Source organism: Mesorhizobium shangrilense (assembly GCF_040537815.1).
Lineage (GTDB): Bacteria > Pseudomonadota > Alphaproteobacteria > Rhizobiales > Rhizobiaceae > Mesorhizobium > Mesorhizobium shangrilense.
Window position 1 is genome coordinate 58105 of sequence record NZ_JBEWSZ010000007.1, and the last position, 14547, is coordinate 72651.

At 60.9% G+C, this 14547-nt stretch carries 15 protein-coding genes; 8 read left to right on the top strand and 7 right to left on the bottom strand.

The features are described 5' to 3' along the window. Positions 1–32: 32 nt before the first annotated feature. A complete protein-coding gene (locus tag ABVQ20_RS34595) occupies positions 33–416 on the top strand; it encodes a winged helix-turn-helix transcriptional regulator (protein ID WP_354464316.1) in 384 nt (127 codons plus the stop codon). A gap of 97 nt (positions 417–513) precedes the next feature. Here the strand turns inward: ABVQ20_RS34595 and ABVQ20_RS34600 are convergent, their stop codons facing one another. Further along, entirely contained in the window at positions 514–1101 is a 588-nt protein-coding gene (locus ABVQ20_RS34600) for a DUF308 domain-containing protein (RefSeq protein WP_354464317.1), read from the bottom strand. Between the two features lie 356 nt (positions 1102–1457). Here ABVQ20_RS34600 and ABVQ20_RS34605 point away from each other — a divergent pair, with 356 nt between their 5' ends. After that, entirely contained in the window at positions 1458–1766 is a 309-nt protein-coding gene (locus ABVQ20_RS34605; RefSeq protein WP_354464318.1) for a hypothetical protein, read from the top strand. Positions 1767–1812: 46 nt separating this feature from the next. On the opposite strand, the gene ABVQ20_RS34610 is transcribed toward ABVQ20_RS34605, so the two are convergent. The 5 genes from ABVQ20_RS34610 to ABVQ20_RS34630 all read right to left on the bottom strand — a co-directional run bounded on the left by ABVQ20_RS34610 (position 1813) and on the right by ABVQ20_RS34630 (position 7225). Then, a complete protein-coding gene (locus ABVQ20_RS34610) occupies positions 1813–2436 on the bottom strand; it encodes a hypothetical protein (RefSeq protein ID WP_354464319.1) in 624 nt (207 codons plus the stop codon). Positions 2437–2527: 91 nt separating this feature from the next. After that, positions 2528–3115, bottom strand: coding sequence for a TetR/AcrR family transcriptional regulator (locus ABVQ20_RS34615; RefSeq protein WP_354464320.1), 588 nt, complete (start codon positions 3113–3115; stop codon positions 2528–2530). 142 nt (positions 3116–3257) lie between these two features. After that, complete coding sequence (locus ABVQ20_RS34620; protein WP_354464321.1) at positions 3258–4802, bottom strand: DHA2 family efflux MFS transporter permease subunit; 1545 nt, start codon at positions 4800–4802, stop codon at positions 3258–3260. Between the two features lie 884 nt (positions 4803–5686). Next, the gene (locus ABVQ20_RS34625) at positions 5687–6604 is read right to left on the bottom strand and encodes an NADP-dependent oxidoreductase (RefSeq protein ID WP_354464395.1); all 918 of its coding nucleotides are present in this window, start codon (positions 6602–6604) and stop codon (positions 5687–5689) included. A gap of 234 nt (positions 6605–6838) precedes the next feature. Next, the gene (locus tag ABVQ20_RS34630; RefSeq protein ID WP_354464322.1) at positions 6839–7225 is read right to left on the bottom strand and encodes a hypothetical protein; all 387 of its coding nucleotides are present in this window, start codon (positions 7223–7225) and stop codon (positions 6839–6841) included. A gap of 82 nt (positions 7226–7307) precedes the next feature. Here ABVQ20_RS34630 and ABVQ20_RS34635 point away from each other — a divergent pair, with 82 nt between their 5' ends. Then, a complete protein-coding gene (locus ABVQ20_RS34635) occupies positions 7308–8150 on the top strand; it encodes an AraC family transcriptional regulator (protein ID WP_354464323.1) in 843 nt (280 codons plus the stop codon). 249 nt (positions 8151–8399) lie between these two features. Here the strand turns inward: ABVQ20_RS34635 and ABVQ20_RS34640 are convergent, their stop codons facing one another. Next, entirely contained in the window at positions 8400–9287 is an 888-nt protein-coding gene (locus ABVQ20_RS34640; protein ID WP_354464324.1) for a LysR substrate-binding domain-containing protein, read from the bottom strand. A 249-nt stretch (positions 9288–9536) separates the two neighbouring features. On the opposite strand from ABVQ20_RS34640, the gene ABVQ20_RS34645 reads away from it, so the two are divergent. From ABVQ20_RS34645 to ABVQ20_RS34665, 5 genes are all read left to right on the top strand, one after another. Next, complete coding sequence (locus tag ABVQ20_RS34645) at positions 9537–10403, top strand: transporter substrate-binding domain-containing protein (RefSeq protein ID WP_354464325.1); 867 nt, start codon at positions 9537–9539, stop codon at positions 10401–10403. A 62-nt stretch (positions 10404–10465) separates the two neighbouring features. Next, positions 10466–11566 carry an NAD(P)/FAD-dependent oxidoreductase gene (locus ABVQ20_RS34650; protein ID WP_354464326.1) on the top strand — a complete coding sequence of 367 codons (1101 nt, stop codon included), beginning with the start codon at positions 10466–10468 and terminating at the stop codon, positions 11564–11566. A gap of 41 nt (positions 11567–11607) precedes the next feature. Next, a complete protein-coding gene (locus ABVQ20_RS34655; RefSeq protein WP_354464327.1) occupies positions 11608–11904 on the top strand; it encodes a (2Fe-2S)-binding protein in 297 nt (98 codons plus the stop codon). Continuing rightward, positions 11901–13355: an FAD-dependent oxidoreductase gene (locus ABVQ20_RS34660; RefSeq protein ID WP_354464328.1), complete on the top strand. Its 1455-nt coding sequence runs from the start codon at positions 11901–11903 to the stop codon at positions 13353–13355. The genes ABVQ20_RS34655 and ABVQ20_RS34660 overlap by 4 nt, the downstream gene beginning before the upstream one ends. A gap of 47 nt (positions 13356–13402) precedes the next feature. Further along, a complete protein-coding gene (locus ABVQ20_RS34665; protein ID WP_354464329.1) occupies positions 13403–14545 on the top strand; it encodes an NAD(P)/FAD-dependent oxidoreductase in 1143 nt (380 codons plus the stop codon). Positions 14546–14547: the final 2 nt, after the last annotated feature.

Here is a 14547-nt window from a genome sequence, read left to right on the forward strand (position 1 = left end):
TGTTAGCATCATGACCTTATGAGGACAGGACGATGAGCGAGGCAATTACGCACTTAAAAGTGCCTGTCGACCGGGAGGAAAGAGACGGTTGCCTCGGCCCGGATGGTTCGGTTGCCCATGTGACCAGAGTGCTTCGCATGATCAGCGGACGATGGAAGCTCCCGATCTTGTTTCGCCTGTTCGCAGAACCGTCGATGCGAACCTCGCAGTTGTTGCGAGATATGCCAGACATCTCGCAGAAAATGCTTACGCAGCATCTTAGGGAGCTTGAGAACGACGGGCTTATAGCGAGACGAGACTTTGGCCAGCAACCACCACGTGTCGAGTACGGTCTTACGAATCCAGGTCGCAGTCTCATGCCGATCCTGATGTCAGCAAGGGAGTTTTCTCGTCTTCATCCCGAGAAGGCTGGTTAGATACCGAGCTGAGCGGATGACCGCTTTATCCACGACCACGAGCGGCGGGCCGGCCTGGCCGGCGCCAATAATGACAGCGTCAAACTGGCGGACCATTTCAGCTTGCCGCCTGGGTGGACTTGCGCCGCGCGTCGCTCACCGTCAGCCAGACAGCGGAGACAAGGAAGTAGAAGGCGCCGAAGGCGGCATAGGGTGCGACATTTGTGATGTCGATCGTCGTCAAACTGCCCGCCATCTTCACAAAGAAAATGCCTGCCAATGCTGACTGAGCGCCGCTCAGCACCATTGCCCACTGCGCGCCAGACTTCCAGCGCCGGATCGCGGTTGCGAGCTGAAAGACGCCCGACAGGACCGCCCAGACGCCGAAGACTGCGAGCACCGCATTCATGCTTTTGCCGAGAGCAATGGCGACTGCCACTGTTGTGATGATGCTGATGACGAAGTTCAGCAGCTGCGTCTTGTTGCGGTTCAAGCCGCCGGTGCGCTGGCCGTCGGTAAAATTGGCCAGCGCATCCCAAGCCGGGTAGGCGACCAGCATGACGGCTGCCAGGGCAGGCATCGCCTTGGCGACCGTGAAGGCCAGGATCACCCAGGCGGCGGAAAAGGCAAAGCGCACAAAATAGTAGCTCTTAAGCCAGGTAGCTGAGGCTCGAACCAGGTTGGTTTCATTCGTGATAGCAAGCATTTCGATTTCTCCTTCTTGTTTATGATGCCTACCTACTAGAAGGTAGATAATATAATGTCAACCGTTTTTCTTGTGCCATCCAAAACGACGGAATCGGTTTCTGGAAGAATTGACCCAGGACCCGGCGCAGTGGTGACCAGGACGCGTCTCCAGATCAATTCAACTGGTTAGCAGCATTGATAACTGCCGGCCGAGCGAAGCTTCAACTCGGCTTGGAGCAAAAAAACATCGCCATCTGAATGGCGAAGGTGCCGGCCGTAGCTTGGGGAAGTGCCGGTGCAACCAGACGAAACTCCTTGGCCACGCTCCGGCCAGTGGAGCGGAGTTTCTCGTCACGGGGCAGCGGACAGAGGCGATTGGCTTTCACCTTCTCGAACCCTGCGGTGATCTTAGACTGCCGCCGCGCGATCCAGGCATTAAAGGCATCCGACGTTATCGAGTTGGTGCGGCAAATTGCGACGCCGGACGATGCCGATGTCGGCCTGATGGCCGAAACCTTCTGTACCGTACCTGTAGTCGAGCGAGAGGCCATGTTCGGACGTCCTTATCAGCATCAAGGTCAGATCATCCGGCGCATTAGTCGGGTGCTTGCTGCCCCGAGGAGCAGCCGGTGCCGCCCGAACCGTGCCGGCTGTGCTTACGAATCAAAACCCTTCCCGCGCTAAGACGGGAGCTGCCGAACGGCGGTCAAAGCGCAATCCCGACCGACTTTCACATCGGCGGGACGACGCCGTCTTTGCCGACAACCACCTGGTGACCGAGCACGCCGCTTGCGGCTTTCTCAGCAACAATGAAAACCACAGCGCCTGTTGCGAGATCGGCCTTTGTGGCACTGGCGATGGTGACAACTGGCGTGCCGTTGGGAATGGCGATTTTCTTTTGCTTGCCTTGGTAGGAAACGGTTACGGTCCGGCCCTGGACGCCCTCAACCGCATCGGCGACCGTGGCATTCGTCATGCTGCTATTGGGCTTGAGATCCCAGCCGTAACTTCCCTCGCCGGCACCCCGCAACGCAGGCGGGAAGATGAGAACCTCAAGCGCGCCGTCACCGCCCTCGGCCCTTGGCTGAGAGGCGATCCCGACAAAGTCGCTAGGCTTGATGTCGGTGACCTGTGCCCGTGCCACGGCGAAGATTTTCCAGCCATCGGCCAAAGCGACGTCAACTGTTGCGCCCTCCCGGGTCTTTACTTTCAGTACCGATGGACTGAAGGTCTCAACTGTCCCCCTGATATGGAGTTCCGGGGCCTTCTGGTCCTCCGCCTGCGCAGTGCGGGTTAGCAGCGGAAATGCAGCAAAGCCCGTGGCGACAAGCGCGGGCAAAATTTTACGGATCATGGTAGTCTCCTTACCTACTGGTTGGTAGTTACTCGACGTATGATAAGCCTTCGGTGGCTGGGGTCGCCGCCGCAGCCGCGCAAATAACTTGTTAGTGGACCTTCGCTGCCAAACGCTGGACGGTCGGCGTCAGGATGGCGTCAAAGAGGGCGGGGTTGCCATAGGCACGCGCCGACAGCATCGCGCCATGAATAGTTGCCATAAAGGTCTCAGCCTCCAACTCCGCAGACCCGGTGAATTTGAGAACACCCTGCTCGGCGCCCCGCTCCATCACCTTCGTCAACCAGGACGACAGAAACCGAAAGTAAGCCCGCACCTCGACCGCAACCTCAGGCGGGAGTGCCGGGAGCTCGCTGGCAAGCAGCGCGCAGACGCAAAACGGGATGCTCGCGTCTTCAATGCATCTTGCCCAGTGCCCAGCATAGGTTTGAAGCAGTGCAACCGGGTCAGGGACTTTGCTTTCCAGATCCGCCATGCCGGCCTCCGCACGCTCGCGATGGCGCTCCACAAGAGTACGGACAAGGTCGACTTTGCTCGGGAAATGGTGGTGGATGCTCGCCTTACGAATTCCCACCACCTCAGCGATATCAGCATAGCTGAATCCGTTGTAGCCACCCGATACAATGAAGTTCTGCGCGGACGCTAGGATCTGGTCGGAGGTCATTCCAAGATTGCTCATATTGCCACGTGCCTTTTCGCTGTATATCTGATTTAGCGTGATACCTACCTTCTAGTAGGACCGTTGTCAATGCAGGATTGCCGAAGGGGCAGTTACATTGTCGGAGAATCCGGCGGGCGGGTTCCGTACGTCCGGTCTTGCGTCATTCGATAGCAAGGCTGTGATCGTCCGGGACGGACGCCCGCCCCTTTCTGAGCAGGAAGACAAGCGGCATAGCAGCGAGCGACAGCAGCATCAGGAGTTTGAAATCATCCAGATAGGAGATCAGCGTAGCCTGCTGGGTGATGATGCTGTCAAGTTGAGCCAACCCGGACGGTGTCAACGGATTAAGATACTCGTGGAAGTTCGGCTGATCGAATATCCTGTTGTAGGGCGTCACAGAGGCAACGAGAGACTCGTGATTCCGCTGGGTGTTCTCGACGAGCAAGGCCGTCAGCAGCGCGATCCCTACCGATGACCCGATATTGCGCGACAGGTTGAACAATCCAGTCCCTTCACCACGAGCTGCCGGCGAAAGGGTAGAAAAAGCGACTGTGGTCAACGGGACAAACAGGAAGCCGAGCCCGGCCCCTTGAACGAAGCCGACGTAAGCGACGGTCCACTGCGATACATCCAGCGTCCAACCCGTCATGTCGTACATTGCCCAGGCCGTAAGACCGAAGCCGACCAATAACAACAGCCGCATATCGACTTTGCCGATTAGACGTCCCACGACAAACAAACAGAGCATTGTTCCCAGCCCACGCGGCCCAAAGACGAGACCCGCTGTGATGACCGGATAACCCACAAGCGTCTGCAGATAGGGCGTAAGCAGGGCTAGCGACGCCAGATAGGTGATGCCAACGATGAAGATGAAGATCATGCTGAGAGCAAAGTTGCGGTCGAGGAAGAGCCTCGGACTTATAAACGGCTTGTCTGCAGTTAGCATGTGAACGACCAGGACGTAGAAGGCGCTGGCGCCGACTATCGCCTCAATCAGAATCTCGCCGGACGAGAACCAGTCGAGCTGCTCGCCCCGGTCGAGAAACAGCTGCAACGCGGCAATGGACACGCTCAGCATCCCAAAGCCGAACCAGTCGAGGCGGGTGTGGCCGTTCGCCTTGGTTTCCAACACAAAAACGGTGATTCCCCAGTATGCCAAGGCCCCTATCGGCACGTTGATATAGAAGACCCAGCGCCAGCTCAGATTGTCAGTGAGCCAACCTCCAAGTATCGGACCCAGGATTGGGCCGACCATGATCGAAATCCCAAAGAGGGCCATGGCGGGCCCGCGTTCCTTGACGCTGTAAATGTCGAGCAAGATGCTTTGGGCAATAGGAACCAGACACGCACCGAAGACGCCTTGCAACAGCCTGAAACCGACGATCTGCGCTAACGACTGGGCCAGACCGCACAAGATCGAGGCGAAGACGAAACCTGCGATTGCCGTAAGAAGTATCCGTCTGCGACCAAAGCGGGTCGAAAGGAAGCCGGATAGCGGCGTCACAATAGCAGCGGCCACGATATACGAAGTCAAAACCCAATTGATCTGATCTGCCGAGGCTGCGACGCTGCCTTGAATGTAGGGCAACGCGACATTGGCAATCGTTGTGTCCAGGGCCTGCATGATGACTGCCAGGATCACACACGCGGTGATCGCGCCGCGATTGGCTACCGCTGGAGTGTTGGTTAGAGAGACGTCATTCATGGCTACAACTCGCCCTTCTATCTACTAGTTGGTAGCCTAAAGGATCACACCTGAGGCGGTGACTTCTGAAGACCGGCGGACATGCGAGCCCTTCAATTACCTTCTAGTAGGTAGACTGTCAACGTCGATGAGGCTCGACGTTTGGCAGCTTGAACTTGAGGGATACGAAACAGCGAACTTAGCTGCCAGCGACCTCTGACGTCTGCTTTCAGGCGGTGACGTGATGATGAGCGGCGACTTGCGGCGCAAAGCTGACGTTCGCAGCGATCAGGGAAATCTGTGCCCTGGCCAATAGGCGACACGGCTCTGTCCGGCAATCGACCGTTTTCAGGACATGACCAATCTGACATCCACTAGCAATGAAGGCCGGCTTGTTTTTGACGTACGACCAATAAGTGCTTGGTCAGAAATAGGGGGTTCGAGTCCACGTCGTGGGCCTCTTCAGAAAATGGTATAAAAATCAGCCACTTACGTGGTCGTTTTGGTGGGCCCGGAGGGTCATCGTTTTCGACAGGAAATCAATACGTTAGCGGATGGTTCGCCAGCCCATTTCCTTCGTATTCTCTCGTATGGTCTGGCGAACCCAAGGACGATGAACGCGACTAATTACAGGCTTCGAGATATCGCCGATTTAGCCGCAGGTCGCCAGGAACTCCCTTGTGGTGAATGACCAAAATTGGGCCGTTACCGGACCGTCCGGCTTGGATCCAAAGGAGCTGCAAGCTGCCGTTCGGCCGTGACCCCGCCATGCGCCCTGTTTTCTTGGTCTACGCCGTAGCCGATCTTCGAAGGGGTTCCTCTCTCCCCGATTATCGTCTACGCGCCTCGCCGGGCCACACGCTGAGCGATATGACGACGCGCTTACGCCCCCTCTCCTCAAGTTCTTACGGACGAACGCGGATGACCGTCTTCCCCGTGTGTCGCTCGCTCGCGTTGAAGGTTGCAACGGCCTCGTCGAGGGCCGAAACTTTGCCGATGTTCGTCCGCAGTCGCCCGTCCCGCACCCGCTGGACGATCTCACTCCGTTGGGCGCGATCGGACTCGACAACGAAGTCAACCGCCAGGCCGTCTGCGGGCCGCGCCTCGGCCGGGCCGACGACGGTCACCAGCGTTCCTCCGGCCCGGATCAGAGCTGCGGACCGCTTCTGGATGTCCCCGCCGATGACATCGAACACCAGATCGACTCCACCGACGTCTTCCAGGGCGTCGTTCTCGAGGTCGATGAATTCATTTGCGCCGAAATCCAGTGCCTTCTGTCGGTCGGCGGCGCGTCCGGTGCCGATGACATAGGCGCCGGCCTCTCGTGCGAGTTGCGTCACCATCGAACCGACCGCGCCGGCTGCGCCATGTGCAAGGACGCTCTGCCCCGCCTGAAGACGGCCGTGCTGAAAGAGTCCCTGCCACGCGGTCAGACCCGAGATTGGCAGGCTCGCGCCTACTGTGAAATCGACGTCGCCTGGCAGCGGCGCGAGGTTGCGTGCTTCCATGGCAATATACTCCGCCAGTGTGCCGTCGCGATACCAATCCGCGAGACCGAACACCCGCTGTCCCACTGAAAGACCCGTGGTGCCGTACCCCAGGGCAGTGACCACTCCGGCCAGTTCGTGTCCAGGGATCGATGGCGTACGCGCCTGGTCGCGGCGGTCGGTCCAAGTCGAAGGCCACTCCAACTCGGTCGGGACGAAGCCCGACGCATGAACCTGAACGACGACGTCGTTTATCGCTGCCTGTGGCTTGGGCCGCTCCACCAGTGTCATGCCGGCCGTTCCCGCAGACTGGTTCGTCACAATGATCGCTTTCATGGGTGTCGTCTCCTCAGACATTTGTTGGTTCAGGGTAAATTGCAGGCGCGGAAGGGTCTTTTCGATCTCACGCAACCAGTTATCGACTCGACACTTTCCGCGACGACCTTGATGTCAATTTGCTCGTGTGCCGCAGCGACACGGATCGCCATTGGGGAGCGAACCTGCGTGGTTCAAGCACCGGCGGCGACCGAGGGTTAACTCGGCCGCTGCCGCATGATGTTAGCAAAGACTCTAAGGGTGCGCCGTCTTCAGCGCGCGCTCCCCGCTTTCGGGCGCGTTGAGCGCGAAGGTGACGAGGAGAACCGCAGCACCGTTCGCCCAGTAGTACCAGGCGTCCAGCCCCTGCAGGCCGAGCACGAAGGGCACGGCGACGAAAGTAATGCCGACGAGGCGGTCAACCGCGACATGCAGCCCAAATGGCAGCACTCGGACTACACCGGTCCTGTGATTGGTGAACAGGGTCAGAATGAGGGCGGCGACGCCGGTTGCGACCGACACCCAAAGCGCAAGCGGATTGGCATGGCCGAGTCCGAGCAGGAACGGCGTTGCCATCAGGCTCAGCGCGACGGGATAGTCGAGGAAGGCGTGAACGGTCTTTGTGACGAAGCGAATATTCATGAGACTCTCCGGTTGATTAAGGACTGGGGACTTGCACACCGCTCATATGGAAGACTATGGGTGACGCTTGGTGCCAATAACTTTGCTGATCGTCCCGATGGACCCCTTCGCCGCCCTGTTCGCCCATGTAACGCCGACGGCCCGGACGTTCTTCACCGGGAACCTGTGCCAGACGTTGCAGTTCACTGGCGTGGGCCATTTGCACCTGTTCAAGGCAGGCGCGCTCACGGTCACCCAGAACGGACAAGCCGACCTCGAACTCGTTGAGCCGACCCTGCTGTTTTTGCCGCGCGGGCGGACCCACAGTTTCGCAGTTGATCCCGAGCGCGGAGCCGACCTCGTATGCGCGACCGTCGAACTCGGGGGTGCGGAGGGCAACCCGATTGGCCAGGGCCTGCCTGAATGTGTGGTCCTGCCGCTCGCAGCTCATCCGGCGCTGGGCCCGGTTTGTGATCTGCTGGTCGGCGAAGCCTTCTCCGAAGCTGGTGGCCGCCAGGCGGCGCTCGACCGGCTGTTCGACTATCTCCTGATCCTAATCGTGCGTCACGTCGTTGAGAGCGGCGCCATTTCGACCGGCGTGCTCGCCGGGCTCGCCGACCCACGCCTGGCAAAGGCGCTGACCGCGATGCACGAGGCGCCGAAGAAGCCTTGGAAGCTTGAGGATCTGGCCGACGTTGCGGGCATGTCACGCACGCGGTTCGCCGATCATTTTCGGACGCTGGTCGGCCTGACGCCCATTGAGTACCTGACGGTATGGCGCATGACGATCGCGCGCCAGCTTCTCCGCAAGGGCAAACCGGTCAAGAGTGTCGCGGCACAGGTCGGCTACGACAGCGCGGCCGCCTTCTCGCGCGTGTTCAGTCGGGTGACCGGGCAGCCGCCGCGGAGTTCGACGCGCTCCGGGATGGATCTCGCTAATCGATGAACTCGGCACTAAGCGTCCGTACAATCAACGGCAGCTTGTGGAGCTTTGCGGAGGAGAATTGAAGTTAATTGTTCCGCGCCGCGGATGTCCGGTCGCAGGCGCAAGGCCGTCCGACAGCCTTGGGGCCGCAAGCGGAACGTCCGCGTTCGGGATGATTGGGTTAGAAAGCCAACCGTTGCATAGGAGTCTTCTATGGCAACTCGACGGTTTGACATCCAAGACTAAGCGCTAAAGGCGGTAGACAGCATTCTAGGAAAAGTGTTCCTCCAGATAGACACGAAACTCGCGCTCGAACTTCTCCTGCAGCAGTGAGGACATATGGGTGCGGCTGCGCGTCAGGTAGACATGACAGGGAACGTAGGGCAAAAACGGCTTGATGACGAGCGTTCCGCGCCAGCGTTCCGCCGAGAACTTGTCGACGATGGAGACGCCAAGCCCCTCGGCCACAAGAGCACAAGCGGCGTCGCTGTAGTGAGCCTCGAAACGAGTCTCGACGCGAACGCCCGCATCGTCGAGACTGCGGTTGACGGCCTGACGCGATCCGTCCTCGCGCCCCAAGGCGATGAAGCTTTCGTCGCGTATGTCGGAGGCTTCGACCGTCTGCTTCCCGCTCAACGGATGTCCCGCAGGCAGCACGCAGACGGAAGCCGTCTCGAAGATGAGGTCGCAGGTCGTCGCCGGATCGATTACCGGCATCGTCATCAGGCCAATGTCGAGTTGCTTGCTCGCGGCGAGCTCGGCGATCCGCACTGAAGCTTCGGGTTCCAGCGCCAGCCGCAGCTTCGGGTGGCGCCGGGCGAACGCCCCGATAAAGCGGGGTAGCGCGTAGCTGGCCAGTGCCGGATAAGCGCCGATGATCAGCCGACCCGCCTCCAACTGCTGAATGTCGGCCGCTAGACGCCGCAGTCGAGCCATACCCTTTACGACATGACCGGCCTCCTCGTGCAGCAGGTAGGCCTCCGCGGTCGGAGCCAGCCGGCCGCCTTGTCGCACGAACAACTGGATCTTCAGCGTGTGTTCGAGGTTGGCGATGTGGGCGCTAACGGAAGGCTGCGAGATATGCAGGACATTGGCGGCGCCTATCACCGTCCCCGCATCCATCACCGCGCGAAACGCCTGCAACTGTCTGTAGTTCATTTTCTTTGGGTCCAGACATATAGGAAAAAGCTATAGAGAATGAACCTTTTCATATTTGTCAATTGCCCTGGATTTCGCTCTATTCTCCACCTGCTGGAACGAGCTTCCAGCCAAGTTGGCGCCGGGATTGGCCATCGCGGCACCGCAAACAACCACTGCGCAGAGACTATCGCGATTGCGTCACTGCTCTCCGATCGATGGATTGAGGTGGCCTCTTCGCGCGCGCAGCCAAACACAAAGAGGGTAACAATGAAAATGGGACTGTTACGGTGGATGGGCCTTGCGGCCAGCGTGTTTATCTTCCTCACAGGCGCCGCGCATGCGGATAACGCTGGGCAATGGTCGAAGATACGCATCGCGACCGAGGGCGCCTATGCCCCTTGGAACTATACGTCCTCTGACGGCAAGCTCGCGGGCTATGAGATCGACCTCGCCCAGGAACTGTGTCGCCGCATGAAGGCCGAGTGCGAGATCGTGGCGCAGGACTGGGATGGCATGCTGCCGGCGCTCAATGCCGGAAAGTTCGACGCCATTATCGCGTCCATGTCTGTGACGCCCGAGCGGCAGAGGGTTGCTTCCTTCTCAGTACCTTACGCCAAGGCGCCCAACGCCTTCATGATGATGAAGGATAATCCATTGGCCTCGGAGCTTGGTCCCAGGGTCGACTACAGCCTGAAGAAGGACCCGGATGGCGCCAAGAAGGCGATCGAGGCGATGGCCGCTTCGCTCAAAGGCAAGGTTCTCGGTGTTCAGGGCTCCTCGACGGCGGCGACATTCGCCACGGCCGAGTTGAAGGACATAGTTGAGATCCGCGAGTACAAGACAACGGACGAGCACAACCTTGACCTTGCCGCCGGGCGCGTCGACCTGGTCATGGGCAACATCACCATGTTGAAGGCAGCCATGAAGCAGCCCGACCTCGCAGGCGCCACGCTTGCCGGCCCTACCTTCATCGAAGGCGTCCTCGGCAGCGGCACGGCGAATGTGGCCATGCGCAAAGACGACACCGCGCTCAAGGCCAAGTTCGACGCGGCCATCGGCGAGGTCAATGCTGACGGGTTCAATCGCACCCTGACGGACAAGTGGTTTGGGGTCGACATCACGCCCAAGGATTGAATTCAGCCGGGCGGGTCCAAGCTTGCGGCCCGCCCATACTGTCCATCGGAAAAATTGATAGCATGACCCAGTTTGTTGTTGTGGGTGCCGGGATCATCGGCACGTCGATCGCCTATCGCCTCGCCGAGCGGGGACATTCGGTAACAGTTGTGGAGCGCGTCCATCTAGGCGCCGGCACGAGCGGTTCGAGCTTTGCGTGGACCAACTCGAACGAAAAGACGCCTTACAGCTACCACTTGATCAATGCGCTGGGAATGCGTGCGCATAGAGAGCTGGAGAACGAGTTCGGCGACTGCCCATGGCATCATGGCGGGGGCGCGGTCGAATGGCGCTCGAACACGGATGAAGCACAGGAACTCAACGAGCGCGTCGAGCGCCTGATCGGCTGGGGTTATCCGGCCGAATGGATTTCGGCGCAAAGGCTGCACCGGCTGGAACCAGCGCTGGTCCAGGGAGCATCGGGCGATGCGAAGATCGCCTATTTCCCCGACGAAGGCTGGGTGGATCCCAGCGTCTATATAGAATTCTTCCTCGGCAGGGCGCGCTTCCTCGGAGTGAAGCTGCGCTGCGAAACCGTCACCGGCATCGACCTGAAGGCCGACAAGGTCATCGGCGTCAGGACGGCATCTGGCAAGACGATCGGGGCCGACGTGGTTGTCAACTGCACGGGCCGCTGGGCAAACGATCTCGGCCAGGATGTGCGCCTGACTTTCCCATTGGCTCCCACGATCGGCCTTGTCGTGGTGACGGCTCCCGCCGCATCGGGTGTGCGCCGAGTGATCCGGACAAGTGGCATCAATTTGCGCCCCGACGGGGCGGGCCGGATCATGCTGCACAGCGAGCACGACGAACAGGGCCTCACGCTGGAAAGCGGTGCGGACGCGACCGACCCTGTGGCCGCCGCAATGATCGAGCGCGCGGCGAGGCTCTATCCGGAACTCTCGGGCGTCAGGCCAGAGGCGATGCGCCTGTCGCACCGGGCCATCCCCGGCGATGGCGTGTCGGCCGTCGGCCCGGTCCCGCAAGTCAGCGGCTATTATGCCGCCGTCACCCACAGCGGGGCGACGCTGGCGCCCTGGCTGGGGCAAGTGGTTGCCGCTGAACTGGTGGGAGGGGCCCCGGAAAAGGCGCTCCAGGACTTCCGGCCCGCCCGGTTCTACTGACGACGAAACGACGTAACCCCAGCCGTCATCAGAGAGGCAGCATGTTTCGACGACTTTGGGCAGATGACTTGTCTGCGACGATCTTCTTGGACGGGCGGCCCGTGCTATGCCGGCCAGGCGACAGTGTTGCCGCGGCATTGCTCGCGGCCGGCGTCGAGCGATTTCGCACAACGCCGGTCAGCGGGGCCGACCGCATGCCCTATTGCATGATCGGCAACTGCTTCGACTGCCTGATGGAGATCGACGGGCAAGCCGACCGGCAGGCGTGCCTGGTGACTGTTGCTGAAGGAATGCAGGTCTGCTCGCAGTTCGGTACCGGGAGCTTCGGCACCCTATGACCGTCGCGCGCACCAATTGCGAACTTGCCATCGTAGGCGGCGGCCCCGCAGGTCTGGCCGCCGCCGCGCTTGCCGCCGAGTTGGGCGTGGAAACGGTGCTGTTCGACGAGCAGCCGACGCCGGGTGGACAGGTCTACCGCAACATCGAAGCCAACAGCCGCAGGCATGACGCGTTGCGCGATATTCTCGGCGGCGACTACGCCAAGGGACTTGCGCTGGCGGAACGCTTTCGCAGGAGCGGCGCCGGCTACGAACCGCTGACCGCTATCTGGCAGGTTTCGGCTGGCGGCAAGCTCGGCGTCTCTCAGAACGGCAAGGCCTATCTGACGAAGGCCGGCAGGGTCATCCTGGCGACCGGCGCGATGGAGCGCCCGTTTCCAATTCCGGGATGGACACTTCCAGGAGTCATGGGAGCGGGAGCGGCCCAGACGCTCATGAAGGCGTCCGGCATAGTGCCTGACCGGCCGACTATCATCGCTGGCTCGGGGCCTCTTACCTATCTCGTGGCCTTCCAGCTTTTAACGGCCGGAGCACCCCTGCATGGCATTATCGACACCTCCGAAAAAGGCCTGTTCGAGACGGGGCTGGCCGCGCTGCCTTTACTGTCCAGCTTTGCCGGCGATTTGCTCAAGGGCCTGTCCTGGATCGTCGCGCTCGGGAAGGCGCGCGTCCCCTTCTTCAGGGGGCGGAACCTTGCGGCCGAAGGCGTTTCTCGCCTAGAGGCCGTCAGCTTCGACAGCGGCGGCAGGCGGCACAGGCTGCCGGCATCGCTTTTGCTTGTTCACGAAGGCGTGGTCCCCAACAACCAGATCACTGCAAGCCTGCGGTGCAGGCACGTCTGGGACGTGGGTCAGACGGCATGGCATCCGCAGACGGACAAATGGGGCGCGACGAGCACGGAACTTATCGCCGTCGCGGGCGATGGCGCAGGCATTGCTGGCGCCAGGTCGGCAGTGCACCGCGGGCGGCTGGCGGCACTCGATGCTGCCTGTCGCCTGGGCCGCATTTCCCGGACAGAGCGCGACGAACGCGCGCTTCCCGAGCGTCGGGCCGTTCAGCGGGAGAACCGGTTCCGTGCGTTCCTCAACAGCGCCTATCACCCGACCGAGGCTGTACGCTGGCTGGCCGACGACACAATCGCCTGCCGCTGCGAGGAGGTGACGGCCGGCGAACTGCGCGCGCTCATCTCCGAGGGCTTCACCGACATCAACCAGTTAAAATCGTTCTCCAGGTGCGGCATGGGCCAGTGCCAGGGCCGAATGTGCGCAGGCACCGTCGCCCGCCTCATGTCGGACAGCCTGAAAAGCGACATCGAGTCGGTCGGCTATTACCGGCTCCGTCTGCCCATTAAGCCGTTGCCTGTCGCCCAGCTTGCGGAACTCGGCAACGCAGACCGCGATTCCAGACCTTTGCTGCCCGTCGTCGAGGGCGATCCGAGCCAGCGCATTTAAGCGATGCAGAGCGGAAGCGACATGATGAGACGGAATGGAAAGCTACAATGACCGCGACGAACGCAATCGTGATCGGAGGCGGCATCCACGGTTGTTGCACGGCACTCCATCTCGCGCTCCGGGGCATGCGCCCCATTGTGCTGGAGAAGAACACCGTCGGCCGCCATGCCTCGGGCGTCAACGCGGGCGGCGTGCGGCAACTCATGCGCCATGCGGCGGAAGTCCCGTTGTCCATGGCTGCAATGGACAGATGGGAGCGCCTGGACGACCTGCTGGGTCCTAAACTGGCAAAGGACTGTGAATTCATCGGCGGCATCGGGCAGATAGGGATCGCCGCAAGTGAAGCGGAGATGGATTGGTGCCAGACGCGGGTGGCCGAAATGCGCTCACTCGGCCACGCGTTCGAGGAAGTGATCGACGCCAAAGAACTCAGGCGTCTCGTTCCCGGGGCAGCCGATATTTGCCGCGGCGGCATCATCTCGCGCCGAGACGGTCATGCGAACCCTTTCCGCACCACGCAATCCTTCCGCTTGCGTGCCGAACAGCTTGGCGTTCGCATCATGGAGCGGACGCGCGTGACCGGGCTCGAGCAAGGCGACGGCGGCTGGACGGTCATGACGGATAGCGGCGTCCTCAGGTCGGACATCGTGGTCAATTGCGGCGGAGCCTGGGCCTGGCAGGTGGCGGCGATGATCGGTGAGCATTTTCCCAGCACGCATTTCGCCTCAACGCTGATGGTCACATCTCGCATGCCCCACTTCATCGATCCCGTGGTGATCGGCATCGACCGGGTGCTCTCCTTCAAGCAAACGGAAGCCGGCACCGTCGTCATTGGCGGCGGTATCCTCGGCGATCCCGATCTGAATGCCGAAACGGCCGACACGGTTGCAGACCGCATGGTGGTGAGCGCCCAGACGGTCTACGACTTCTTCCCGATTCTGCGCCGCGCGACCATCGTACGAAGCTGGGCAGGGCTGGAAGCATTGATGCCGGACGTCATCCCTGTCATCGGGCCCAGCCAGGTCGCGCGCAACCTCTGGCACGCTTTCGGCTTTTCCGGGCACGGGTTCCAACTCGGCCCTATCGTCGGCTCGGTCATCGCAGACCTCGTCGCCGATGGCCAAAGCGCCATTCCGATAGCCGCGTTCAGCCCGGCCCGCTTCTCGGCAGCCACCGGCACGCCGCGATGACG